The organism is Chryseobacterium indologenes, assembly GCF_018362995.1.
Taxonomy (GTDB): Bacteria; Bacteroidota; Bacteroidia; order Flavobacteriales; family Weeksellaceae; genus Chryseobacterium; species Chryseobacterium indologenes_G.
On record NZ_CP074372.1, the window covers coordinates 62448 to 86772 of the forward strand.

At 36.7% G+C, this 24325-nt stretch carries 20 protein-coding genes; 11 read left to right on the forward strand and 9 right to left on the reverse strand.

Features of this window, described 5'->3' with window-relative positions; all coding sequences use genetic code 11:
• Positions 1-142 precede the first annotated feature (142 nt).
• The 5 genes from DYR29_RS00265 to pnuC all read right to left on the reverse strand — a co-directional run bounded on the left by DYR29_RS00265 (position 143) and on the right by pnuC (position 6155).
• Positions 143-2752 carry a TonB-dependent receptor domain-containing protein gene (locus tag DYR29_RS00265; protein WP_213278699.1) on the reverse strand — a complete coding sequence of 870 codons (2610 nt, stop codon included), beginning with the start codon at positions 2750-2752 and terminating at the stop codon, positions 143-145.
• Positions 2753-2884: 132 nt separating this feature from the next.
• Complete coding sequence (gene mltG / locus DYR29_RS00270) at positions 2885-3910, reverse strand: endolytic transglycosylase MltG (RefSeq protein WP_047423349.1); 1026 nt, start codon at positions 3908-3910, stop codon at positions 2885-2887.
• Between the two features lie 31 nt (positions 3911-3941).
• Positions 3942-4709 carry a diaminopimelate epimerase gene (gene dapF, locus DYR29_RS00275; protein WP_047423348.1) on the reverse strand — a complete coding sequence of 256 codons (768 nt, stop codon included), beginning with the start codon at positions 4707-4709 and terminating at the stop codon, positions 3942-3944.
• An 89-nt stretch (positions 4710-4798) separates the two neighbouring features.
• The gene (locus DYR29_RS00280) at positions 4799-5479 is read right to left on the reverse strand and encodes a hypothetical protein (protein ID WP_213278700.1); all 681 of its coding nucleotides are present in this window, start codon (positions 5477-5479) and stop codon (positions 4799-4801) included.
• Between the two features lie 4 nt (positions 5480-5483).
• Positions 5484-6155, reverse strand: a complete 672-nt coding sequence (pnuC, locus tag DYR29_RS00285; protein ID WP_213278701.1) for a nicotinamide riboside transporter PnuC — start codon at positions 6153-6155, stop codon at positions 5484-5486.
• Between the two features lie 164 nt (positions 6156-6319).
• Between pnuC and DYR29_RS00290 the strand changes: the two genes are divergently transcribed.
• The 3 genes from DYR29_RS00290 (at position 6320) to hemN (ending at position 10436) form a co-directional block, all read left to right on the forward strand.
• Positions 6320-7837 (forward strand): amino acid permease, encoded by a 1518-nt coding sequence (locus DYR29_RS00290; RefSeq protein WP_213278702.1) that lies wholly within the window; start codon positions 6320-6322, stop codon positions 7835-7837.
• Between the two features lie 49 nt (positions 7838-7886).
• Positions 7887-8900 (forward strand): WD40/YVTN/BNR-like repeat-containing protein, encoded by a 1014-nt coding sequence (locus tag DYR29_RS00295; RefSeq protein WP_213278703.1) that lies wholly within the window; start codon positions 7887-7889, stop codon positions 8898-8900.
• A gap of 177 nt (positions 8901-9077) precedes the next feature.
• Entirely contained in the window at positions 9078-10436 is a 1359-nt protein-coding gene (gene hemN / locus DYR29_RS00300) for an oxygen-independent coproporphyrinogen III oxidase (RefSeq protein ID WP_213278704.1), read from the forward strand.
• A gap of 298 nt (positions 10437-10734) precedes the next feature.
• On the opposite strand, the gene DYR29_RS00305 is transcribed toward hemN, so the two are convergent.
• A complete protein-coding gene (locus DYR29_RS00305) occupies positions 10735-12099 on the reverse strand; it encodes a PQQ-dependent sugar dehydrogenase (protein ID WP_213278705.1) in 1365 nt (454 codons plus the stop codon).
• A 217-nt stretch (positions 12100-12316) separates the two neighbouring features.
• On the opposite strand from DYR29_RS00305, the gene secD reads away from it, so the two are divergent.
• The 3 genes from secD to DYR29_RS00320 all read left to right on the forward strand — a co-directional run bounded on the left by secD (position 12317) and on the right by DYR29_RS00320 (position 17664).
• Positions 12317-15226, forward strand: a complete 2910-nt coding sequence (secD, locus tag DYR29_RS00310) for a protein translocase subunit SecD (RefSeq protein WP_213278706.1) — start codon at positions 12317-12319, stop codon at positions 15224-15226.
• A 292-nt stretch (positions 15227-15518) separates the two neighbouring features.
• Complete coding sequence (locus DYR29_RS00315) at positions 15519-16766, forward strand: TCR/Tet family MFS transporter (protein ID WP_213278707.1); 1248 nt, start codon at positions 15519-15521, stop codon at positions 16764-16766.
• A gap of 97 nt (positions 16767-16863) precedes the next feature.
• Positions 16864-17664 (forward strand): arylamine N-acetyltransferase family protein, encoded by an 801-nt coding sequence (locus DYR29_RS00320; protein WP_213278708.1) that lies wholly within the window; start codon positions 16864-16866, stop codon positions 17662-17664.
• An 80-nt stretch (positions 17665-17744) separates the two neighbouring features.
• Here DYR29_RS00320 and DYR29_RS00325 read toward each other — a convergent pair whose 3' ends face one another.
• A complete protein-coding gene (locus DYR29_RS00325) occupies positions 17745-18695 on the reverse strand; it encodes a hypothetical protein (protein ID WP_213278709.1) in 951 nt (316 codons plus the stop codon).
• A gap of 333 nt (positions 18696-19028) precedes the next feature.
• Here DYR29_RS00325 and DYR29_RS00330 point away from each other — a divergent pair, with 333 nt between their 5' ends.
• From DYR29_RS00330 to DYR29_RS00345, 4 genes are all read left to right on the forward strand, one after another.
• A complete protein-coding gene (locus tag DYR29_RS00330; protein WP_047376773.1) occupies positions 19029-19370 on the forward strand; it encodes a Sec-independent protein translocase subunit TatA/TatB in 342 nt (113 codons plus the stop codon).
• Between the two features lie 2 nt (positions 19371-19372).
• Positions 19373-19939, forward strand: coding sequence for a phosphatase PAP2 family protein (locus DYR29_RS00335; RefSeq protein WP_047423334.1), 567 nt, complete (start codon positions 19373-19375; stop codon positions 19937-19939).
• Positions 19936-20748 (forward strand): tetratricopeptide repeat protein, encoded by an 813-nt coding sequence (locus tag DYR29_RS00340; protein ID WP_213278710.1) that lies wholly within the window; start codon positions 19936-19938, stop codon positions 20746-20748. The genes DYR29_RS00335 and DYR29_RS00340 overlap by 4 nt, the downstream gene beginning before the upstream one ends.
• 84 nt (positions 20749-20832) lie before the next feature.
• Complete coding sequence (locus DYR29_RS00345) at positions 20833-21285, forward strand: tRNA (cytidine(34)-2'-O)-methyltransferase (protein ID WP_213278711.1); 453 nt, start codon at positions 20833-20835, stop codon at positions 21283-21285.
• 67 nt (positions 21286-21352) lie between these two features.
• Here DYR29_RS00345 and DYR29_RS00350 read toward each other — a convergent pair whose 3' ends face one another.
• Positions 21353-21826, reverse strand: coding sequence for a 23S rRNA (pseudouridine(1915)-N(3))-methyltransferase RlmH (locus DYR29_RS00350; protein WP_213278712.1), 474 nt, complete (start codon positions 21824-21826; stop codon positions 21353-21355).
• 310 nt (positions 21827-22136) lie between these two features.
• Here DYR29_RS00350 and DYR29_RS00355 point away from each other — a divergent pair, with 310 nt between their 5' ends.
• Complete coding sequence (locus tag DYR29_RS00355) at positions 22137-23150, forward strand: YihY/virulence factor BrkB family protein (RefSeq protein ID WP_142716321.1); 1014 nt, start codon at positions 22137-22139, stop codon at positions 23148-23150.
• Here DYR29_RS00355 and nhaA read toward each other — a convergent pair.
• A complete protein-coding gene (gene nhaA / locus DYR29_RS00360) occupies positions 23147-24325 on the reverse strand; it encodes a Na+/H+ antiporter NhaA (RefSeq protein ID WP_142716322.1) in 1179 nt (392 codons plus the stop codon). The two genes, DYR29_RS00355 and nhaA, sit on opposite strands and share 4 nt — an antisense overlap.

Genomic DNA, 24325 nt, shown 5'->3' on the forward strand with positions numbered 1-24325 from the left:
TCTTTTTATGGGATAAATATAAACCTTTTAGCCTTATTGTCAGATGTTTATCTTTATATTTTACAAATTTATATTTAATCAAGCAAGTAAGCATTAATAAAAAATCCCGAAAAGTACTTTTCGGGATTTTATTTTTGTTGTATTACATCGGACCGCCTTGTTGGTCGTCTCCGGCTGCATTGGAATTGATATCCTTTTTCTTTTTAGGCTGATCTACTTTTTCACCCTGTTTGAATCTATAGGTTAAAGAAACAGAAAACTGTCTTGGCTGCCACTGCATATAGTTTCTTCGGGTATAATCCTCATTGAAACTGAGTACTTCTCTGCTTCTTGTATTGAAGATATCCTGGATGTTGAAGGAAATTGTTCCGTCTCCTTTCCAGATCGTTTTGGAAGCACCAAGGTTCAGCGCATACATATCCTCCGTATTTTGGTTGGCAGATTTCTGAGCTCCTCTATAGAATCCCTGCAGCTGTACACTTAACGTTTTATCAAGTTTAAATGTCGTATTAAGACGTGCTCTTGTAGAGAAACCATCTCCGGTAAAGTCCATATTACGGGTTTGTTTCTGCTTATTCTTATCAAGAGCATCATAATAAGCAATTCCGGTTGTTTTATATCCAAACATGTCTAAGCTCCCCATTATTTTTAACCACGCAAACGGGTCATAGGTAAAGTTCAGATCCAAACCATAACGTTCGTCATTTCCAAGATTGATAGGTTTTGTATAGAATACTCCAAGGTTTTCATCAGGTCTGTAGACCAGCATTTTAGTATCGTCAGTAGCGTGTCTGTAATATAAGGTAGGGTTAATCGTAAACTTTTTTCTTGTAATATTATATCCTACTTCAAATGAATCTACATAAGATGGATTAAGATCTATATTTCCTTCAAAAATATTCTGGCTGTTGCTGTAATTCGGGAAAGGAACCATGAAGAAAGATCTTGGTCTGTCTATCCTACGGGAATAATTAACTAAAATTTGGTTGTTCTTAGATACATCATAGCTTAAGAATACACTTGGAAATAAATTGTTGTAGTTCTTTGTTTTATTTAATTGCGGATCATTAGGATTTTGATTGATGTAATTGATCTTTACATTGGAAAGTTCATCTCTTAAACCGAGCTGATAAGCAAATTTTTCTCCGATTTTACTCTTAAACTGTAAATAGAAAGCATTGAAGATCTCTCTGTAATCCGTATCGTTATTATAGTTTGGAATATAAGGATTATTGGACGTGCTGCTTACAAAATTATTATAAGTATTATCATTCACATCCAATCTGTATCCTGCTTCAATCTTAGACTGTTCTCCTATTGGTAATTCGTAGTCTGCTTTCCCGATAATCGTTTTGCTTACAGAATGTCTTCTGGTAATATCCTGTGCATCCGGAAGCAGGTCATTGGTTTCAAGAATGTCTGCATTATTGTTACTTCTGTTTCTCTGTAAACTTAATGATACTGATAAATTCTGACCGTTGTCATCAAATTTGTGGTCTACACCTACATCTCCCTGGAAGGCAAGGTTATTAAATATCGTTTTAGATTCTCTTTGTCCGTATGGGTTTAATAATTGCCATGTTCCCGCAGTTCCATTCGGATCTGACGGATCTTTGAAAAATCTGTGGAAACTGTCATACGTCTGCAGAAGCTCATTTCCGTCTCCTTCAAAAGTTCTTACCAGTCCTGTTACATTGATCGATGTTTTGTCAGAAAGATCATACACAAAACCCGCACTTACATTATAATTTTTATTATATGTTTTACTTGTGGAGTTTTGAAGCTGATGCTCAAGAACATCATTAGGCTGTGTATTAGGAAGGATCTTAGGAAAAGTAATATTGTGATACGTCGTTTCCGAATTATTTTTCGTTTTGTTTTCTGTGTAACCGCCACCGCCGTTTACAAACCATGTCCAGTTATTTTTTCTCCAGCTCAGGTTGGTGTTAAGTGATGTTCTCGGGAAATATCCTAAAGATCCTACAACACTACCATTAAACCCGATTTTCTTGTTCTTTTTAAGGATAATGTTCAGAATACCGGAAGTTCCGCTTGCTTCAAATTTAGAAGAAGGGTTGGTGATAACTTCAATTCTTTCAATCTGATCAGCCGGGATACTTTGTAAGGCATTCGCTCCATCATCTATTCCCAGAAGGGCAGAAGGCTTTCCGTTGATCAGAAATTTTACGTTGGTACTTCCTCTCATAGAAACCGTTCCGTCCGTATCTACAGAAACTGAAGGAACATTGGTCAGAACATCCTGAAGATTTCCTCCTTTACTCACGATATCCTGCGAAGGATCATATGTTTTTTTGTCAAGTTCTACTTTATAAGGTTTAGCTGCTGAAGCGGTGATCACAACACCCTGGATTTCTTTTGTTTTTCCATCAACAGTAGAAGAAGGCTCTGCTTCAATAGATAATGCACCAATATTACCTGCTGCTGTAATATTTTTGCTGATTACGCTTTTTTTGTAATCAATAGCCTCTACTGTGATATCGTAATCTCCTGGTATAAGCTCAAGTTTATACTGTCCCTTTTCATCTGTCAGTACAGCATCACTTAGAGTTTTGTTTGTCTTATTGCTGAAAGTTACAGAAGCGTAAGGAACCGGTTGATTTTTTTTGTTGACAATGATTCCTGAAACTCCAGCCTTCTCCTGTGCAAAAGCCATCGCCGCCGCTGAAAGTACTAACGTAAGTCCTAAAGTTTTTCTGGTGAAAATATTGACAATTTCTGTCTTATTCTTCATAGGTTATTTTTTTGTATAAAATCGTGAAAGGATAACCCATACTGTTTTGAATATCCATATCAATTTGATCTTCAAAATAGTATGACTGTTTATTGTTTTTCTAACTGTATAAATTTTAGGTGCTTTCTAAACTTATTTTATATTTTTTGAGTTGAGCCAGTCCTGGTAAGCCTTTGCATTTACAGCATGTTCTTCAGCACTTGCCGTAAACTTATGGTATCCAAACCTTGCCGGATCAGCACACATAAATATATAATTGTTGTTTTCAGCATTTAAAACAGCATCAATCGAATTCTTATCCACTACACAGATCGGTCCCGGAGGAATACCTGCGTTTGCATAAGTGTTGTAAGGTGATGGTGTAGACAAATGCTTATATAATACTCTTTTAATAGATTCTTTAAAATTCGTCTGCTTATTGATCGCATAGATCACCGTAGGGTCAGACTGAAGTTTCATCCCTTTTCTATAACGGTTTAAATACAATCCGGCAATCGTTTTCATTTCATCTTTTTTTCCTCCGGATTCCTTATAAACAATAGAAGCCAGTGCATAGATCTGATCTCTTGTAAGGCCAGACTGCTGTTCTTTGTTTTTTCTTTCACTCGTCCAGAAATCATTGTACTGATTTTCAAACTTTGAAAAAAATTCCCTTGGGCTTACGGTCCAGAAGAAATTATAAGTATCAATGAAGAAATATTTTTTCAGATCTTCAACATTTTTATAGCCTTTCTCTTGTGCCACAGCATCCAGATCATTTATAAAATGTAACGAATCAATTTCCGTTTTTTTGGTCACCTTACCAATCATCTGATACATATCTCCAAAATCCCCGATTCTGTAAGAGTTTGCTGTCTGGTTCCCTGCTTTGATCATATTAACAAGGTTCTTATTTCCCGTCCCGCTCTGGATATGATAACGTCCTGCTTTAAAATTTGTATCAAGACCTTTTTCTTTAGCCACTGCTTCAAAAGATTCCCTGTCTTTAATATAAGGAGCAATAGAATCGAGGATCTGTTTAAAACCTGCCCTGTGAGGAATCAGAACATAACCGTCTTTTTCTACGTTATTTCCTAAATATTTATTGTAAAATCTCAAACCAAAAAATCCTGCGGCTGCAAAAACCAGCAGAATGATAATGAGAATAGCTTTTTTCATTCTTATAAATGTTGATTAAAAGTTTTTGTTTTTAAAGAAGATCTGTTTTACCTCTAAAAACTTGCTTTGCAGGACCTTCCAGCCAAATATTCTGGAATGTATCTCCGCTTTTTTCAGCATATACTTTAAGGTTTCCGCCTAAAGTTTTAACTTTTACAGAGGTTAGATTATGTTTTTGAAGAAAAGTTAAAGCAGAAGCCGTAACTCCTGTTCCGCAACTGTAAGTTTCGTCCTCAACGCCTCGTTCATAGGTTCTTACAAAAATTTCATCATCAGAAATTTTTTCTACAAAGTTTACATTGATCCCTTTTTCTTTATAATTTTCAGAATTTCTGATACCATATCCTTCGTCATAAACGTGGTAATCTTTCAGATTTTCTACGTATTTTACATAGTGGGGAGATCCTGTATTCAGAACAAAGTCATTTCCGTCCTGTGAAATAGAATCTACATTAATCATTTTTAATTTGATGATCCCGTTATGGATTTCTGCTTCATGCTCTCCGTCTGTTGCAATGAATTTGCATTTATCTTCAAAGATGTCAAGGAAAAAAGCAAAAGCTACAAGACATCTTCCTCCGTTTCCGCACATGGTACTTTCTCCTCCGTCAGAATTGTAGTAAACCATTTTGAAATCATAGTTAGAATCATTTTCCAATAAAATAAGGCCGTCAGCACCTATTCCGAAACGTCTGTCACATAATTTTTCAATACTGTTTTTATCTTTGGTAAATTGCAGATCACGGTTGTCTACCATTACAAAGTCATTTCCTGTTCCCTGATATTTATAAAATTCCATATTTTTTTGTTAAATGAAGAAGCAAAATTACTATATTTAAAATGAAAAACGAACAGTGTTAACTGTTCGTTTTCTTATTTATAATCGTTTTATCTAAAGCCGCCTCCGCCGCTCTGTTGTCTGCCTGAACTAGTGCTTTGGCTGCTGGAGCTGTTTCTGAATCCACCGCCGGAAGATTCTGATCTGCCGCTGCTTTGGCTGCCACTGTTCTGGTTCCTGAATCCACTGTTATTTTGGTTACCCTGATTATTCTGATTACCGCTGCTTTGGTTTCTGAATCCGCTATTACTGTTGGAATTTCTTAATCCGCTGTTGTTTTGGTTACCCTGATTGTTCTGATTACCACTGTTCTGGTTTCTGAACCCACTGTTACTATTGGAGTTTCTGTTATTATTGAATCCTCCGTTATTATTGTATGAACCGTTACCGTTCGTTGTACGCGTGTTCTGGAACCCGTTTTGAGGTCTTGATGAAGAATTAGATCTTCTTTCTACATAGACTTTTCTTCTGGAGTTGTTATAACTGTCATAGTAATAAGGTATTCCGTTATCATAGTAGTAATTAACGTTGTTTCTATAATAATATCCGTCATTGCCCCAATATCCGCCGCTTCCGTAATATCCGGAAGGTGCATAGTAATACCCGTTGTTATAATAAGGATCTCCATACCCATAGTTTCCATTGCTTCCGTATCCGTCGGTATATGCTAAACAAGAGGTTAAACTGGTAATAGCAAAAATACTGAATGCTATTTTAAATAAATTTTTCATGACTTTATTGTACTTTTTTTTCTTTAAAACTTTTTTTCCAATTGACGTATCCTAAGATAGCCATTATAGTAAATACCAAATATTGAACCGAAGTGATTCCAAGTCCCTTAAAAATCATCATAGGGATGCAGATAATATCTCCGATAATCCAGAAAATCCAGTTGTCAATGCGCTGTTTGGCCATCAACCACATTCCTACTAAAAATATTGAAGTGGTAAAAACATCCATCCAATTTGCCCAGTCCAGATGATACAATCCTAAACTGGTTCCTTCCATAGAAAACTGATTGTCAAGATAAGGCTTATAATAATAAATAAGAGTAACCAGTGCCAGACTCAGTATAAAAAGCAGGGTAGCATAGGTCCATTCTTTTCGGGTAGCCCAGGTAACTTCTACATGAACATGATCTTCAGAATTTTTTGCCCATAGAATCCAGCCGTAAATACTCATGACAGTATAATAGACGTTAATCATGCAGTCTCCTAACAGCCCGGCATTGAAAAGAAGGTATACATAGATCAGGGTTGAAATAATGCCGGTAGGGTATACCCATATATTTTTCTTAATGGAAAAAAATACGCTCAGTATTCCGAAAATTGCACCTGATGCTTCCAGCGTAATCTGTAAAGAATCATAGCTTTCATAAGGCTTTACAAAAAGATCATATAAATTCATGCAATCAAAAATAAGCAAAAATATGGACTTTTTAAAATGGATTTTATAATGTGTTGTTCAGGTTTTAAATACTTTAATGTAAAATAATTAAGGAAAGTTTAACGATAAACGTGGGAGTTCCTAAATTTTTTATATTTTCGTAAATCCTTAATAAATAAAAAAACATGTCGAAAATTTGGGTTAAAAAGCCACTAAGTGCCTATGAGGCAGATATGAAGAAAAGTGAGCTGAAAAAAGTCCTTGGAAAATGGAGTTTAACAGCAATTGGAGTGGGTGCTATCATTGGAGGTGGAATCTTTGTTCTTACCGGAACGGGAGCCTATTATCACGCAGGACCAGCGCTTGCCATTTCCTTTATCATAGCAGGTATTGCCTGCGTTTTTGCTGCATTGTGCTATGCAGAGTTTGCATCCATTATTCCTGTAGAAGGTTCAGCTTATGCTTATGCATATGGAACGGTGGGAGAAATTTTTGCATGGGCCATGGGGTGGTGTCTCATCCTCGAATATGCTATGGCGAGTATGGCGGTTTCCGTGAGTTGGTCCGGATACTTTAACAAATTTTTGAAAATCTTTAATATTCATTTACCGGCTTATCTTACATCAGATCCTGCCAGTTATACAGGAGATGGTTTTTCAATGAACCTGCCGGCATTCATTCTTGTTCTTTTAATTACTGCATTATTGGTAAAAGGAACTAAAGAAGCTGCAGGAGCTAATAACCTGATCGTTTTGATGAAAACTTCTGCCGTTATCTTTGTAATTATTGCAGGAGTCTATATTATTTTTTCCAATACTGACCTTTACAACGCTGTAGATGGTGTTAAAAACTGGAAACCTTTTATTCCGGATCAGGTACAGATCAAGAATTCTGAAGGAGATCTGGTTTCCGCATATGGTATTAAAGGAATTATTTCCGGAGCAGCCGCTATTTTCTTTGCATATATTGGTTTTGATGCCGTTTCTACACAGGCAGGAGAAGCTATTAATCCTAAAAAAGATGTTCCTTTCGCTATTATTGCATCACTATTGGTGTGTACAGCGCTTTACATTTGCGTATCGCTTGTACTGACAGGAATGATGCATTATACAGACTTTAACCCGGAAGGAAAATATCCTGATGCTATTAAAGCACCTGTAGCCTATGCATTTGAAATTGCAGGAAAGCACTGGGCAAGTAATATAGTAACCATCGCTGCAACAGTAGGATTGATCTCTGTAGTAATGGTAATGATGATGGGACAGTCAAGAATTTTCATCGGTATGGCAAAAGACGGATTGATTCCTAAATTTTTCGGAGAACTTCACCCAAAAACAAAAACACCTTACAAAGGAATCATTTTGTTGGGAATTGTAGTAGCATTAATCGCAGCATTTACTCCAATTTCTACATTGGCAGATATGACGAGTTTCGGAACCCTGTTTGCATTTACACTGGTTTGTATTGCCGTTTGGGTGATGAGAAAAAAAGAACCTAATCTGATCAGACCATTCAAAGTTCCGGCTTATAAAATAGTTGTAGCATTGGGAGTGTTTATCAATATTTATTTGATATTTAACTTAAGTGCTCATGCATTGGAACTTTCTGCTGTATGGTTGTTCTTAGGAGGTTTAGTATATTTCCTTTATGGAAAATCAAACAGTAAACTTAACAATCCTGAAAAATATCAGAACCAAGAGTAATAATAATATAAACCGCTTCGGCGGTTTTTTTTGTCCCAAAATTATATATATGAAAAAGATTTTTTCCATCTTACTTCTGTCCGCAGGACTTACGGCGTTTTCCCAACAGGTAGAAAGCCTTGAAACTATTCTCAATGATAAAATCAGCATCAGAGCGCTGGAATTATATGACAATAAGGTCTGGTATTGTGGTACGGATTCCAAATTTGGGTTTGTAGATCTTAAAGATTATAAAAATCAGAAGCAGATCAAGCTGTCTGAAGACAAACTTCAGTTCAGAACATTAGCGCAGAATAAAACTGCTTTCTACGCAATCAATATTGAGAGCCCTGGCCGTTTCTTTGCCATCGATAAAAAAACGCTGAAGTCACAGGTTGTTTTTAAAGATACCGCAAAAACTGCTTTTTATGATGCTCTGCATTTTGTTAATGATAAAGTTGCCTATACTTTCAGTGATGCAGATAAAGATCTTCTTTTGAAGCTGGCTGTCTATAGAAATGGGAAATGGAGCATGTTTAAGAATAATGTAAAATTAAACGAGGGCGAGGCTGCATTTGCCGCCAGTAATACCAATATTTCATCATCTAAAAAATACCTTTGGATTGCGACGGGAGGAAAAGCTTCAAGAATCTTAAGAATGAATCTTAAAGATGAAAAATTTGAAATCTTCAATACGCCAGTTGTACAGGGAGAATCCTCACAAGGAATATATTCCATTGATTTTTTTGAAGATCGTTTCGGGATTGCAGCTGGAGGTGATTATACAAAGCAAGATGCCAATGTCAATAATATTGCAACAACTAATGATGGTGGGGAAACCTGGCAGATTCAGGCTTCAGGACAGAATGCAGGATATACAACCTGTGTGAAAATTAAGCCCGGATCAAAAGGAAAAGAAATCATTGCAGTTGGAGACAAACATATCAGCTATTCTTCAGATTTCGGCAAAACATGGAAGAAAATTTCTGATGAAAAAGGCTTCTTCGTCTGCCAATGGATAGATGCTGATCATGTAGCTCTTGCAGGAAATAGCAGAATTGCAGTGATGAAATTAAAATTTTAAATATAACGTATAGAATTTATCACTATTTGCCAAAAGCCTGACCATACGTATTTAGACTCATTATAAAATACAACCTAATATAATTCATAGGTTAAAATTCATAACTAATGGTTAATTTTGTAAGATGAATTTTAATGATGTTAAATTTCATGCCCTTATAAAATTTTAATTTTCAAAATGAACTCTTTAATAGATAAGTATAATATTCCCGGACCGCGTTACACCTCTTATCCTACCGTTCCATATTGGGATGAATCAACTTTTTCACCGGAAAAATGGAAGGAAACCGTAATCAGGTCTTTTCATGAAAGCAATGCAGAGGAGGGGATTTCTATTTATATCCATTTGCCTTTCTGTGAGGCTTTGTGTACGTTCTGTGCATGTCATAAGCGTATTACCAAACAACACAGTGTTGAAGTGCCTTATCTGGAAAGTGTTTTGAAAGAGTGGAAACTGTATCTTGACCTTTTCAACGAAAAACCTAAACTGAAAGAATTACACTTAGGTGGAGGAACTCCTACGTTTTTCTCTCCTGAGAACTTAAAGGCATTGCTGGAAGGGATTTTTTCAACCGTAGATATTGCGGACCATCCGGAATTCTCTTTTGAAGGGCATCCTAACAATACCACGAAAGAACATCTTCAGACTTTATATGATCTTGGTTTCAGAAGAGTGAGCTTTGGAGTTCAGGATTATGATCCTAAAGTTCAGAAAGCGATCAATAGAATCCAACCTTTTGAAAATGTGAAAAACGTTACAGAATGGGCGAAGGAAATTGGTTACAGAGGAATCAGCCATGATCTTGTATTCGGACTGCCGCATCAGAATTGGGAGGCGATGGAACATACGATCAGAAAAACAATGGAGCTGAAGCCGGACAGACTTGCCTTCTACTCTTATGCACACGTTCCTTGGGTAAAAGGAGTCGGGCAAAGAGGTTTTGATGAAAATGACCTGCCAAGCGGAGAAGAAAAACGACGTTTGTATGAAGATGGTAAAAGACTGCTTCAGGATTTGGGATATATCGAAGTAGGGATGGATCACTTCTCTCTTGAACATGATGATCTGTATCAGTCTTTGATTCATAAAAAACTTCACAGAAATTTCATGGGGTATACTTCAAGCAAAACCCAACTGATGGTAGGGCTTGGTATGTCTGCCATTTCAGATTCATGGTATGCTTTTGCCCAGAATGTAAAAACGGTTGAGGAATACCAGAAAATGGTTGAAGAAGGTGAGATTCCTGTTGTAAAAGGACACGTTCTTAGCGAAGAAGATCTGACTGTAAGAAGACATATTCTGAACCTTATGTGCCAGCTTGAAACCACTTTTGATATCAACAATTCTTTCCCGGAGCTTGAAAATGCTTTGGAAATGCTGAAAGAAATGGAAAATGACGGATTGGTGGAGATTAATGGAACTGAAGTTAAAATTACAGAAGCCGGAAGGGCTTTCACAAGAAATGTAGCCATGGTTTTTGACCTGAGAATGATGAGGAATAAGCCTGAAACAAGGATTTTTTCAATGACAATATAAAGAAAAGCGGTTCAGATCTGAACCGCTTTTTTATTGATCTGTGGGCTTATTTTGAACTTGTTTAAGCTTTTTTGAAACATTAAGATTGCATTAAGGTGTTTAGAGTATTAAGATGAGCTTCGCTTTAAGCTTAAAAATCAGAATGATTTATCTTAACTTAACTATGCTTTACTGCTTAAATCCTTCTTAATGGTTTAAGAAATATCCAATGTTTTTTGCTTAGTGAAACGCTTTTGCCATCATTTTTTATAGAATTTAAAAGCCTTAGCGTTTCGTCTGCGTTTATAACAAAATAGTATTATTTGATAATCAATTTCTGACTGTAAGATTTCAATTCTCCGGATTTCAGGTTAATGTAATAAACTCCGGCAGATATTCCTGAAATATTGATTCCTTTTCCATTAGAGATTTTATCTTTTTCCAATACTTTTCTGCCTTCTGCACTGATGATTTCCAGGGTTGCTTTCTTATCTTTCAGCCCATCGATGAAAATTTCTTTGGAAGCAGGATTAGGATATACTTTTATGGTGCCTAAGGTATTTTCCTGAGTTCCTAAAGTCCCTGTGGATATTTTAAAAATTTTTCCATTGTTCACCGCTGCTACATACAATCCCTTTTGATAATCCTCTCCGAAAGTAGAAAAATTATTTCCCGAATAAGGACCTGTCCATGTGATGGTATTATTGCTATCCAGAATTCCAATTTGGGTAGAGCAGTAGTCTGCGAAAAAATATTTCCCCTGAAGTGACGGATATTGAGTTCCTCTGTAAACATAACCACCCGTGATAGAACACTTTCCACCTGAATGGTCATATACGGCAACAGGGAAGGTCATAGTAGACTGAGCTGCACATCCTGCAGTATTGTAAACATTATTTCCTTCATAGCAGCGCCAACCATAGTTTAACCCTGCTGTCGTAATGGGCATTTTATTGATTTCTTCTATAGCTCCCTGGCCAACGTCTGCAATCATGGCATTTCCCGTAGTCAGGTCAAAGGAAAATTTCCAGGCATTTCTGAGGCCATAAGCCCATATTTCATCAGCACCAGCTACGGTTCCTGCAAAAGGGTTATCCGGTGGAATATTATATAGCCCGGTAGCATCCACATCTATTCTCAGCATTTTTCCAAGCAATACATTTTTATTTTGGGCATTATTGTTCGGATCTCCGCCGCTTCCTCCGTCTCCGGTGATGATCCAGAGTTTTCCGTCAGGAGCAAAATGAATGCTTCCTCCATTGTGATTGTCAAATGGTTTAGGAATGTTGAGCAGGATTTTTTCAGACGCAGGATCAGCCACGTTAGAATCAGTTGAACTTACACTGTATCTCGCAACGATGATATTGCCTGCGGGGTTGTTATAATACACAAAAAAATACCCGTTGGTAGCGTATTGCGGGTGAAAAGCAAGTCCCAGAAGACCTCTTTCACCGCCAAAAATAATTTTTGAACTGATATTCAGAAAATTGGTGGTATTAATTGTCCCGTTGGGTTGAATAATTTTAATAATTCCGTTCTGCTGAACAACAAAAAGCCGACTGTCATTGGCGTTTGTAATCTCTACCGGGCTGGTAAGTCCCGTGGCAAATTCTTCCAAATTAATGCTTTGAGAATTAGCAATTAAGGAAGAAAAAATACTAAGGGTAAAAAGTAATTTTTTCATAATATTTTGATAGTTAGTGTGTTGATTAGGTGAATGAAAATTTTATACCAATCAAATTTTGAAGACTTCATTATGATAGCATGAAAAAATTGTTAAATCTTAAATAGAACTCAGAATACCAATATATCTGAAAATAAACCATTTCTGTTGTTAAAAATTCATAAAATACAAGAAAATCATTATATTTGCCGACTTAATTTAACGTAGTTATAACAAAATGCAAGGAAAAGGACTTATTACAATTGTCGCTATTGTACTAGGGTTGATTTGCTTAAACGAGCTATTACCAACATGGTACGCCAGCAAAATTGAAAAGCAGGCGACTGCTATTGCAGGAGACAATCCGGAGAAGTATCAGAAAGAAATTGCTAGACTTTCTAAGGATACTTTGAATCTAGGATTCACAAAACTTTATTACACTAAAGCCAAAGACAAGGAAATGAAACTTGGTCTTGACTTGAAAGGAGGGATCAACGTTCTTTTGGAGATCAACCAGAGAGACCTTGTGAATGATTTAACAAATTATTCTACAAATCCTGTTCTTATCGAGGCTTTAAACAAAACTGATGAAGCACAGAAGAATTCTACAAAAGCTTACATCGATAACTTTTTCGAGCAATTCGATCTGGTTAACAAAGCTAAAGGAACAAATCTTAAGTTGGCAGATCCGGAAATTTTCGGAAATACTACACTTACTGAAGTGAAGTACAACACTCCTGATGAGCAGGTAAAGAGCATTGTTAAAAGAAAAATTGATGCATCTGTAGGAACAGCTTTTGAGGTAATCAGAACGAGAATTGATAAAATGGGTGCGGTGCAGCCAAACGTTCAGAGAGTACCTGGAACAGCTAGAATTTCTGTAGAAATGCCTGGTATGAAGGACATCGATAAAGTGAAGAAAATGCTTCAAACTTCTGCAAAACTTCAGTTCTGGGAAGTACAGCAGGTTCCTGAAATTGCACCTTATTTCCAGACTTTGACAACTATGGTTGCTGCAAAAGGAGATTCTATGGGAGTGGCAAAGAATGTGAACTTCATGAACCTTTTACAGCTTGACAAATTAAGAACGAACGGTGTTGCCAACGTAAAATTATCCGATACAGCTGTTGTAAATAAAATTTTAAACAGTAAAGTAGGTCAGTCTTTACGTCCGGCTAACATTAAATATACACAGTTCATGTGGGGTTACAAACCTGAAGCTACAGATACTGAAAGCTTGGTATTGTATGCAATCAGAGGTAACATCAACCAAAAAGCTCCGGTAGACGGTGCTGTTGAAACTGCAAATATCAGCTATGATGAGCTGAGCAGAGTAGTAGTAGACATGCAGATGGATTCCAAAGGAGCAAAAGACTGGAAAACATTAACTGAGAAAAACGTTGGTAAGCCGGTTGCTGTAACGCTTGACGGTAGAGTTTATACTGCACCAAACGTTGTTAATGCAATTCCTAACGGTAGAACTCAGATCTCTGGTAACTTCTCTCAGGAAGAAGCTAAGGAATTAGTAGACGTTTTAGGAGCAGGTAAATTACCGGCAGGTGCAAAAGTAGTTCAGGCTACGGTTGTAGGTCCTTCATTAGGGCAAGAGTCTATTGATGCCGGTGTTTTATCATTTGGTATCGCATTCTTATTAATTATTGCTTATATCATTTTCTACTATGGTGGAGCTGGTGTATATGCAGTAATTGCAATGGTGATCAACCTATTCTACATTTTCGGAATTATGGATTCCGTAGATGCTACCCTTACGCTTCCTGGTATCGCAGGTATTGTACTTACGATGGCCATGGCGGTAGATACGAACGTAATTATCTATGAAAGAACCAAAGAAGAACTTTTCGCAGGAAAAAGTATTCTTGAAGCATACAAAGACGGTTTCAAACATGCATTAAGTGCAATTGTTGATGGTCACTTAACGACCTTATTGACGGCAGGTGTACTATTCCTTTTCGGAACAGGGCCAATCAAAGGTTTTGCATTAACGTTAGGAATCGGTATTCTGATGACATTCTTTACTTCGGTATTGATTTCAAGAGTAATGATCTTCTCCAGATTGAATAAAGGAAAACATCTTTCAGTTTGGACAGGTGCTACAAAGAATCTTTTCAGAAATACCTGGATTGATTTTATTGGAAAAAGAAAATATGCTTACATTATTTCCGGTGTTTTAACTATTGTTTGTATCGCATCTATTGCCATCCACGGATTCAAATATGGTATTGACTTTACAGGAGGTAGAAACTATGTGGTAAGATTTGATAAAGCTGTAAATGCTGAAGATGTTGAAGCTAATTTAGTGAAGATGTTCCAGACTGAGGATGGTAAAAACTCTTCTGTAGAAGCTAAAACTTTCGGTAATGACAAGCAGTTGAAAATTTCTACAGATTACCTTATCGAAGATGAATCTTTAAAAGCTGACCAGACTGTTGAGCAGAAATTATATGAAGGATTAAAATCCAGCTTACCTGCAAACATGACGTTAAAAGATTTTAAATCTGCAGATAAAGATCACTCAGGAATCATTTCTTCTGAGAAAGTAGGACCTACGGTTGCTGACGATATCAAGACTCACGGTATTCTTGCTGTAGTTGCTGCATTAGCAGGTATTTTCATCTATATCTTGGTGAGATTCAGAAAATGGCAGTTCTCTCTTGGTGCTGTTGCAGCGTTATTCCATGATGCAGTGATTATTTTGGGAGCGTATTCATTGCTTCATAAGTTTATGCCGTTCAACATGGAGATTAATCAGGATTTCGTTGCCGCAATCCTTACTGTATTAGGTTACTCAATCAATGATACGGTAATTATCTTCGACAGAATTAGAGAATACTTAAGAGAGAAGAAATCTTTAACATTAGCGGGTCTGTTTGATGACTCTATCTCAAGTACATTAGGTAGAACGTTCAACACCTCATTTACTACGATTCTGGTTATCCTTGCGATCTTCATTTTCGGTGGTGATAACTTGAGAGGATTCATGTTTGCTATGTTAATTGGTATTGGATTCGGTACGTATTCATCTATCTTTATTGCGTCTGCAATTGCTTATGACTTCCTTAAAACAGGAAAAGAAGAAGAGGTACATGGAAAAACCACTTCTACAAAAGAAGAGCTTGCTTCAAAGTAATACAAACTACAATAAATTAATAAAGACCGTTTCTTAAGAAGCGGTCTTTTTTTTTATGCTTTACGTTTTTATAAGTTTATAATTAGTTTAATAGCTGGTAACATGTGTTTTCAGAGAGGTTGATGTCTCTTCGTAAGTAACAGTTGAAAAAGGCTTTTTTCTTATTGAATGGCTTATTTTTTTATTCCTTATACATACTGAATGAGATTGAGTATATTATTAATATTATACTTCTTTAATACAATGAAATTTAGAACCATTATTTTTAAGATTTGATTAATTTTGCACCATCATGGAAAATTCAAAGAAAAAAGCGGCTATAGGCTTCATATTTATTACTTTACTGATTGATATTACAGGATGGGGAATCATCATTCCTGTTGTTCCCAAATTAATTGAGGAGCTTATTCACGCAGATATTAGTGAAGCCGCTAAATATGGTGGCTGGCTTGGATTTGCCTATGCATTTACCCAATTTATATTTTCTCCGCTTGTCGGAAACCTGAGTGATAAATATGGACGCAGACCTGTGATCCTGATTTCTCTTTTCGGATTTGCCGTGGATTATATTTTCCTTGCCCTGGCACCCACAATCTGGTGGCTGTTTCTGGGAAGAATTATTGCCGGAATAACGGGCGCAAGTGTCACCACTGCCAGCGCCTACATTGCAGATATTTCTACTGATGAAGACAGAGCCAAGAATTTTGGACTGATAGGAGCTGCTTTTGGGCTCGGATTTATTATAGGTCCGGTTCTGGGTGGAGTGCTTGGTCACTATGGAGCCAGAGTTCCTTTCTATGCCGCTGCGGGTTTATGTCTTCTTAACTTCCTGTATGGGTATTTCATCCTTCCCGAAAGTTTGGATAAAGATAAAAGAAGAGAATTTGACTGGAAACGTGCAAACCCAATTGGTTCATTTAAATTTTTAGGTAAACACCCTGAAATTTCGGGACTTATTCTTTCTTTAATATTGATTTATATTGCAGGTCATGCGGTACAGAGCAACTGGAGCTTCTTTACGATGTATAAGTTCAACTGGACAGAAAGAATGGTGGGAATCTCATTAGGAGTAGTAGGTTTATTGGTTGGTCTTGTACAGGGTGGACTTATCAGATGGACTACTCCAAGGCTTGGAGAGCAGAAAAGTATTTACTATGGATTGGCTTTCTATGCAGTAGGAATGCTGCTGTTTGCTTTTGCCTCTGAAGGATGGATGATGTTTGTGTTTTTAGTTCCTTACTGTTTAGGAGGAATCTGTGGACCGGCATTACAGTCTGTCATCACAAAAAGCGTCCCTTCTAACGAGCAGGGCGAACTTCAGGGAGCATTGACAAGTTTAATGAGTGCAACTTCTATTATCGGGCCTCCGATGATGACGAACTTATTTTACTTTTTCACGCATGATGAAGCGCCGTTCAAGTTTTCCGGTGCCCCTTTCTTTTTAGCATTTATTTTAATGGCGGTTAGCGTTGTGATCACTTATTCTGCATTTCAGAAAAAAAGAAAAGGAAAAAAAGAAAAGGATTTTCAGAAACAATAGATTTGTTCTATTCTGCACATATGTGCCGCTCCGGGTTCAATCTATTCAATACTTTTACAGGAGTAGTTTTTCTGCTTTTTTAAACACAAAACAAATTATGAATACATTCAACCTGGAAAAATATTTCGAACGGATTCATTTCTCCGGAACTCCAGAAATGAGTATGGAGGTATTGAAAACAATACACCAGCTTCATCCTAAGCATATTCCTTTTGAGAATATTGATTCTTACACAGGAACAGTTCCTTCTCTGGATCTCGATGATATTTTCAAAAAACTGGTTACAGAATTGAGGGGTGGATATTGCTATGAGCAGAATTTACTTTTAAGAGAAGTACTCTCAAGCTTGGGATTCAATATTGAACTGCAATTGGGAAGGGTAGTATGGCAAAGAGAAGCAGACAGTAGTGCTGCCAGAAGCCATTTAATGCTAATAGCTGATGTAGAAGGGCAAAAATATCTGGTAGATTGCGGTTTTGGAACTACTACACTTACCACCCCCTTGTTACTGAATGACGAAGAACCACAACAGACACCGAACGGTCTTTTTAAAATTTCAAAAAAAGAAGGAATGTATGTCCTGTGGATCTGGAAAGAAAATTGGCTGCCGATTTATCGTTTTGCACTGGAACAAGCTGAACATGCAGATCTGGAAATTTCCAACTGGTATTTGTCTACACATCCTGAATCCAATTTTAAGAAAAATCTGGTGCTTTCCAAAGTAGATGAAGAAGCCCGCTACACTTTCAGTCAGAATACACTGAATATAAGATATGAAAAAGGAGAGAAAGAATCTGTTTTGATTAATAGTAATGAAGAGCTGTTTGCTATGCTGAAAAATACCTTCGGATTGAAAGAAAATGCAGTAGAACTATTGAAATCAAAAATTGGAAATTAATACCTTTAAAAGCATTGATATAAATACAAACGGGAAGCCCAGCGAGCTTCCCGTTTTTTGAAATCTGATTTTTATGAAAATTATGGATAAAGGGATTTTGTCCCGTTACTTACAATATTACTGCCCAATCCTGAGAATGACACAGAAAAGTTAGTGGAATTAAAGCTTAAAGAACCTGTAGGTGTACAAAGTCCCAATGCATAACGACACTGTCCATATGCACCTGTTCTCTTGGTAATCTTACTTTCACTTTTCGCCTTTCCTAAACTGATATATCCCCAATCGCTTACATCCGCATTGGAAACTGTAGAACCGGAATAATAGATCGTAATCTGATATCCGGCTTCACCTCTCTTGGAACCCCATAGCCAGCTTGCTGTCCACCATTGTTTATACCAGGTAGAAACTACTTTTGCTGCCTGATTGTTGTCGGAAGCTTCCGAATTTCCACGCGGATCCATCATGATAAGACCTCCAAAAATATTGTCCCAGATAATTCCTGAATCTTTGTAAAAACATAGGGTGGTAAATTTTCCGTTTTTTCCGTTCCATATTATTTCCATAATGTTGGTTCCGACTTTCACTTCTTCAGTGACAGCTTCTTTTAATCCCTGCTGAGCTGTTGTCAGATCATCTCCACTGTATAGATCTCCAATTTTTCCAATTTTTACTGAAGAGGGATCCATAATGTTTCCCGAGGCAATAAACTGGTCTTTGTCGGTGATCAGACTATTGGAAAGATCAATGCCTTTTTGAGTTGAAATTTTTCCCAATACTTTCACTTCTGCAATCTGCAGATCATTTTTTAGATAAGTTTCAAGGTTTTTTCCGGATTCATTCAGTTGAAGCTGTACCGCTTCAGGAACAATTTGAGAGGAAAGAGGAGTGATCTCTTTTTTCAGGTCTGCGACGGTTGTTTTGGCCTGAACTGTTTCCTGTTGATTGATTTCGTTGTTTTCATTCTGGCAGCTATTGAATGCCAATACCGATAATACGGCGAAAACTTTAAAAGTAGTCACTAGCTTTTTCATAATATATATATTTGTTTGGTTGTGCATTATAAATATACAGAATTGTTGTTTAATTCTCATTGTTTTGAATTAAATATTTGTTAATTTATAATTTTAGGGATTAGATGATAGGTGGCAGGTTGTAGGTAGCAGGTAATTGCAATTAGAGAATAGGGGAATATTTCAGATAATGACCTATATTCAATTTTTTAACTTGTAACCTTAAACCTTAAACCTTAAACTTTGAACCTTAAACTTTGAACTCAAAACTCTGAAATTTTACAAAATCTTAAAATTTGTTTAAATTTTTAGTTTACCATTCATAAATGCAATAATCTTTCGTAATTTTACCGGATGGAATTAAGCATTGGAGAAATGGCACTCATTGCCATTGCAATCGTTGTGTTATTCGGACCGGATAAACTGCCTCAGATTGCGCGTGACTTAGGTGCAGGCGTTAGAAAAATGCGTGGAGCAGTAGAAGATATCAAGACTGAAATCATGAAGGAAACAGATAATCCTGTTTCTGAAATAAAGCGTGAGATTGAAAAGGTAAAAGATGCTGCCAAAGATTTCAACCCGATGAAGGATATCGAAAAAGATATTCTTACAGAACCTGGTACTCTTGCTTCTAACGAACCTCCAAAGCCGAAGCCGGCTGATGATGAGACTTATGAAGGACCTGTAAGCAGATAATCATGGAGGAAATCATTCAGGAAGATAAAAAGGTATTTCTTTACCTTAATAATCTGGGAGATTCATCTTTCGACCAGTTTTGGATGCTGATTTCAAGTACCTGGATCTGGGTACCTCTTTATATTATTTTTCTTTATTTTTTATACAAAAATTATCAACTAAGAACTTTAGTTTTTATTCTTATATTTATTGGGCTGGGAGCTGTTGTTTCTGATCAGCTGGCCAATGTTTTCAAATACGGGGTTGCGAGGTTGAGACCATGCCATGACCCTACTTTGGAACATCATATGAGGATTGTGAAATGTGGCGGACAGTTTGGGTTTTATTCAGCTCATGCTTCCAATACCTTCTTTTTGGCAACTTATTTAGGTATTTTACTGAAAAAGAAGATTAAATGGTTTCCTTATGCTATATTTGTATGGGCTCTGGTTGTTTCGTACAGCAGAATCTATTTAGGAGTGCATTTCCCAATTGATATTTTGGTGGGGGCGTTTGTTGGATCTTTATTGGGAGTGATATTTGGTGCACTCGCCAAAAAAGTGATCAATAAACAAACTATAACCTCATGAAAAAAACTTTATTATTAGTAACTTCCCTTTGTTTTTCCCTTAATTTCTATGCCCAGGATAAAAAACTGGCCGCAGAATGTTTTAATAAAGCTGATTATAAGTGTGCTGAAGAGCAATACTTAAAACTAGCTGAGAAAGAGCAGATTCAAAAATTTCAGTCGGAATATTATGATTATCTCGGGACGGCTCAGAGGAGGCTGGGGAAGACGACTCAGGCTTTTAAATCTTATGATTCTGCCTTAAAAGCAAATCCTATGTCAGTTTCCGTGTATGTTAACCTCTCATCGCTTTACAGCCAGAAAGGAAACAAGATCAAAGCACTGGAATATGTAGAAAAAGGATTGAAAGTGAATCCTGAGACTCCGGATTTATATCTTACCCGTTCCAAAATCTACGACAGTCAGGGAAAGAAGGAGCTTGCCATCAAAGATCTTAATCAGATTCTGACGTTTGCACCCGATAATATTTTTGCAAAAACAGGATTGGCCAACCTGAAAAAAAATAATGGTGACCTGGATGGCGCTTTAAAAGATTACAATACACTTATTTCTGAAAAACCCGAATCATTGCTGTACAATGGCCGCGCTGATGTGTATTTTAAAATGAAAAAATATAAAGAAGCACTTACTGATGCGAATAAAGCTATTTCCATAGATCCGAAATTTGCGCAATCCTATGTGAGCAAAGCTATGATTCTGATGGATACTTCCAAACTTAAAGAAGCATGTACAAATCTGGATAAAGCGGTTGCTTTGGGCTATGAAAAAGCAGTGCTGACGGATTCCTATGCTAAATGTGGTAAGAAATAAACTGATCTAATTATTTAATAAATCCAAATTAAAATACCAAAATCTGGTTTAACTGTTTTAAAAAACGAATAAAGAAAAAGAGAGATGCTGAATATTGTTCTTGTAGAACCTGAAATACCAAATAACACAGGAAATATCGGAAGATTATGTGTAGGAACCGAAAGCAGATTACACCTGGTTCATCCATTTGGATTTGTAATTAATGACAAAAACCTGAAGCGTTCCGGACTGGATTATTGGGTACATCTCGATGTTTCTGAATATGAAAATGTTGAAGAATGGATTCAGCAGATCCCTGATCGGTCCCGTGTTTTTTTAATGAGTTCACATGCTGAAAAATCATATCTGGAAACCGATTTTCAGGATGGAGATTGGCTGGTGTTCGGAAAAGAGAGTGTGGGGCTTAGTGAAGAGGTTTTGGACCGCTTTGAAAATCATCTGACCATTCCTATGTCTAAACTGATCAGGAGTTTTAATATCGCCAATTCCGTTGCTTTTGTAGTAGGGGAGGCGAAAAGGCAGATTGGACTGAAATAAATTCAATAAATAAAATGAGGCTGTCTCAAAATTCAAAGCTATTTGATTTTTGAGACAGTTTTTTGTATTAATCGTTATGATAAGGTTTGCCCTGTAAAATCTGATCAGCGCGGTAAAGCTGCTCAACAATGAACAGGCGGATCATCTGGTGGGTAAAGGTCATTTTAGATAAAGACATTTTTTCATTCGCTCTGCTGTACATTTCTTCAGAAAAGCCATAAGCACCTCCAATCAGGATGTGTACTTTTTTTACAGAAGAATTCATCCAGGTATCAATTTTCTGTGAAAATTCACGGCTGGTAAACTGTTTTCCTTTTTCATCAAGAATTACTAACAGATCATTTTTATCAATATGATTTAAAAACAATTTGGCTTCTTCCTTTTTAAGAAGTTCAGGAGATAGGTTTTTAGCGTTTTTAACATCCGGGATTTCAGTGATTTCAAAATTCCAGTGTTTGGGTAAACGGTTGAGATAGTAATTGATTAAAGACGTAATTTCCTTATCGTCTGTTTTACCGATACAAAGTAAACTGATTCGCATTGTAAGAAGTTTCAGAGGGCAAAGATAGGGCTTCGGGGAGAAAAGTTCAAAGTTTTGGGTTGAATGTTTCTAGTTGAGGGATGTTGGTTATTAGTTGCTGGTTTCTAGTTAATAGTTCTCGGTTCTTGTATCTCCTTCAAAAAATTCACTATTGACTTGAATAAACCTTCATTACTATTTCACAGAATATTTTCCCTAATCCCTGCTACCTTCTATCTACCACCTGCCACCTAATTCCTGCCACCTATCACCTCTATCTCTTCTCCATTTAATTTAATTCCCCTACATTTGTATAAAGACAAACAGATCGATGAGTGTAAAGGTTCCCAGATTTATTTTGAAGATTCAAGAGTTTTTTGACAGCATCCATATTCCTGTTTTGGGAATATCGCTTTGGCAGATGTTTCAGATCTATATCTCCGGGATTTTCAAAGGAAAAATTGGTAGAAAAGCGGCGGCTATTTCCTGGAGTTTTACCATAAGTCTTTTTCCGTTTATTCTGTTTCTGCTTTCTGTTTTACCTTATATGCCGCATTATGATAAACTACAGTTCTATATTTTTGATGTACTGATGCATAATGTGTTCCCTTCAAATATGGAAGGTGACGTAAGAGGATATATAGAAAGCAATATCATCCCCAATATGAGAGGAATCAGTAATCTTACCATTGTTCTTGCACTTGTTTTTGCTACCAACGGTACATTTTCTCTGATTAATGGTTTTAATGAGAACACGGATGAAAAACTGAGTGATGTAAAGGAGTTTATTCTTTCATTCTTTATCACAATTGGCTTTATTACCATCGTTTTTTTAGCACTTTTCGGGGTGTATTATGTGGAGGTCGTAATGAAGCTGTTTACCCCTGCTTATGATATTACCTGGCTTGTAGATAACCTCTCCAGTATCATCGGATTCGTTTCTTTTCCTCTTTTTTACTTTATCCTTCTGACCTTATTTTATTGGTTGGGAACCGTAAAAATTACAAGATTCCGTCAGGCGGTTCCTGGTGCTATTTTAACCACAATACTGTTCGTTGTTACTACTTATATTTTTGCGATTTATGTAAAGGATATTGCGCGGTATAACGTACTTTACGGATCTATCGGAAGTATGATCCTGCTAATGGTTTGGGTGAATGTGAATGTATATCTGCTTTTATTCGGAAATGAGCTGAATATGGCCATCAGAAAGCTCAGAATAGAAAAGCTGCTGTCTGATGAAATTCAGAGAGAAACCATACACTATCACAGCCAGATTACAGAACCTGACTTTGACGGTGACGAAGAACATAAGAGAAAACTGGAAACCCGAAAAAAAGATTAATTCTCTTCCAGTTCAGGATTTTCTTTTGAACTTATACTTAATATGGTAAATCCTGCAATAGCAGCTATAAATGACGCAATCAAAATAGCAAATTTCGCTTCATCCTGAATAGGGATTTCTCCTTTAAAAGAAAGTAATGCAATAAAAATGGACATGGTAAATCCAATTCCGGCCAACAGACCTACACCAATCATCTGAAGCCAGTTGCTGTTTTGAGGCAGAGAACTAAGCTTTAATTTGATGGCAATAAGTGAAAACAAATTGATACCGATCAGTTTACCCAATACCAAACCGCAAATAATTCCCAATCCTAATGTACTTGTAACACCGGCAACCATTTCACTGGAAAAAGTAATATTGGTGTTCGTTAAAGCAAATATAGGCATGATCAGAAAGCTTACCGGAATGTGAAGCTGATGCTCCAGTTTTTCCAATGGTGATATTTCTACATGGGAAGCATTGGTAGGTATTGAAAAGGCAAGTAAAACACCTGCTATAGTAGCATGAATTCCGGAGTGATGAAGGAAATACCATAAAAACAGTCCGGGAATAATATAAAATATAGTTTTGGTTACTTTTAAGAAATTTAAAATAAACAGCAGGGCAGTCACTCCAAAAGATAACAGGAGATAGCTCCAGTGAATTTGTTCGGTATAGAAAATAGCAATCACAAGAATAGCTCCCAGGTCGTCTACAATAGCCAATGCTGCTAAAAATATCTTGATAGAATTGGGAATCTTTTTACCCAGCATTGAAATAATTGCCAGTGAAAAAGCAATATCCGTAGCCATAGGAATTCCCCAGCCATTGCTATATTCCGTTCCGGTATTGAAAATGCTGTAGATTACAGCAGGAACAAGCATTCCGCCTACTGCTGCAAAAATGGGAAGCGAAGCGTTTTTAAAAGATGAAAGTTCACCTTCTACCAGTTCCCGTTTTATTTCAAGGCCTACCAAAAGGAAGAATACGGCCATCAATCCGTCATTGATCCAGATACTGACAGGATATTCCAGCCCAAAAAGATGGGTACCCACTTCTTTGTCTAAAAAATGCTGAAAGTTTTCTGCAGCGGATGAATTGGCAATAAGCAATGAAACAAGTACACAGAAAATAAGAATAATTCCTGAAGACTGACTGTTGTTGAAAAATTTTTTAAAATATAGAGATAAATTCAT

Coding starts and splice junctions, on each gene's coding strand:
- DYR29_RS00265 (WP_213278699.1), bottom strand. CDS start 2,752: ATGAAGAATAAGACAGAAATTGTCAATATTTTCACCAGAAAAACTTTA.
- mltG (WP_047423349.1), bottom strand. CDS start 3,910: ATGAAAAAAGCTATTCTCATTATCATTCTGCTGGTTTTTGCAGCCGCA.
- dapF (WP_047423348.1), bottom strand. CDS start 4,709: ATGGAATTTTATAAATATCAGGGAACAGGAAATGACTTTGTAATGGTA.
- DYR29_RS00280 (WP_213278700.1), bottom strand. CDS start 5,479: ATGAAAAATTTATTTAAAATAGCATTCAGTATTTTTGCTATTACCAGT.
- pnuC (WP_213278701.1), bottom strand. CDS start 6,155: ATGAATTTATATGATCTTTTTGTAAAGCCTTATGAAAGCTATGATTCT.
- DYR29_RS00290 (WP_213278702.1), top strand. CDS start 6,320: ATGTCGAAAATTTGGGTTAAAAAGCCACTAAGTGCCTATGAGGCAGAT.
- DYR29_RS00295 (WP_213278703.1), top strand. CDS start 7,887: ATGAAAAAGATTTTTTCCATCTTACTTCTGTCCGCAGGACTTACGGCG.
- hemN (WP_213278704.1), top strand. CDS start 9,078: ATGAACTCTTTAATAGATAAGTATAATATTCCCGGACCGCGTTACACC.
- DYR29_RS00305 (WP_213278705.1), bottom strand. CDS start 12,099: ATGAAAAAATTACTTTTTACCCTTAGTATTTTTTCTTCCTTAATTGCT.
- secD (WP_213278706.1), top strand. CDS start 12,317: ATGCAAGGAAAAGGACTTATTACAATTGTCGCTATTGTACTAGGGTTG.
- DYR29_RS00315 (WP_213278707.1), top strand. CDS start 15,519: ATGGAAAATTCAAAGAAAAAAGCGGCTATAGGCTTCATATTTATTACT.
- DYR29_RS00320 (WP_213278708.1), top strand. CDS start 16,864: ATGAATACATTCAACCTGGAAAAATATTTCGAACGGATTCATTTCTCC.
- DYR29_RS00325 (WP_213278709.1), bottom strand. CDS start 18,695: ATGAAAAAGCTAGTGACTACTTTTAAAGTTTTCGCCGTATTATCGGTA.
- DYR29_RS00330 (WP_047376773.1), top strand. CDS start 19,029: ATGGAATTAAGCATTGGAGAAATGGCACTCATTGCCATTGCAATCGTT.
- DYR29_RS00335 (WP_047423334.1), top strand. CDS start 19,373: ATGGAGGAAATCATTCAGGAAGATAAAAAGGTATTTCTTTACCTTAAT.
- DYR29_RS00340 (WP_213278710.1), top strand. CDS start 19,936: ATGAAAAAAACTTTATTATTAGTAACTTCCCTTTGTTTTTCCCTTAAT.
- DYR29_RS00345 (WP_213278711.1), top strand. CDS start 20,833: ATGCTGAATATTGTTCTTGTAGAACCTGAAATACCAAATAACACAGGA.
- DYR29_RS00350 (WP_213278712.1), bottom strand. CDS start 21,826: ATGCGAATCAGTTTACTTTGTATCGGTAAAACAGACGATAAGGAAATT.
- DYR29_RS00355 (WP_142716321.1), top strand. CDS start 22,137: ATGAGTGTAAAGGTTCCCAGATTTATTTTGAAGATTCAAGAGTTTTTT.
- nhaA (WP_142716322.1), bottom strand. CDS start 24,325: ATGAATTTATCTCTATATTTTAAAAAATTTTTCAACAACAGTCAGTCT.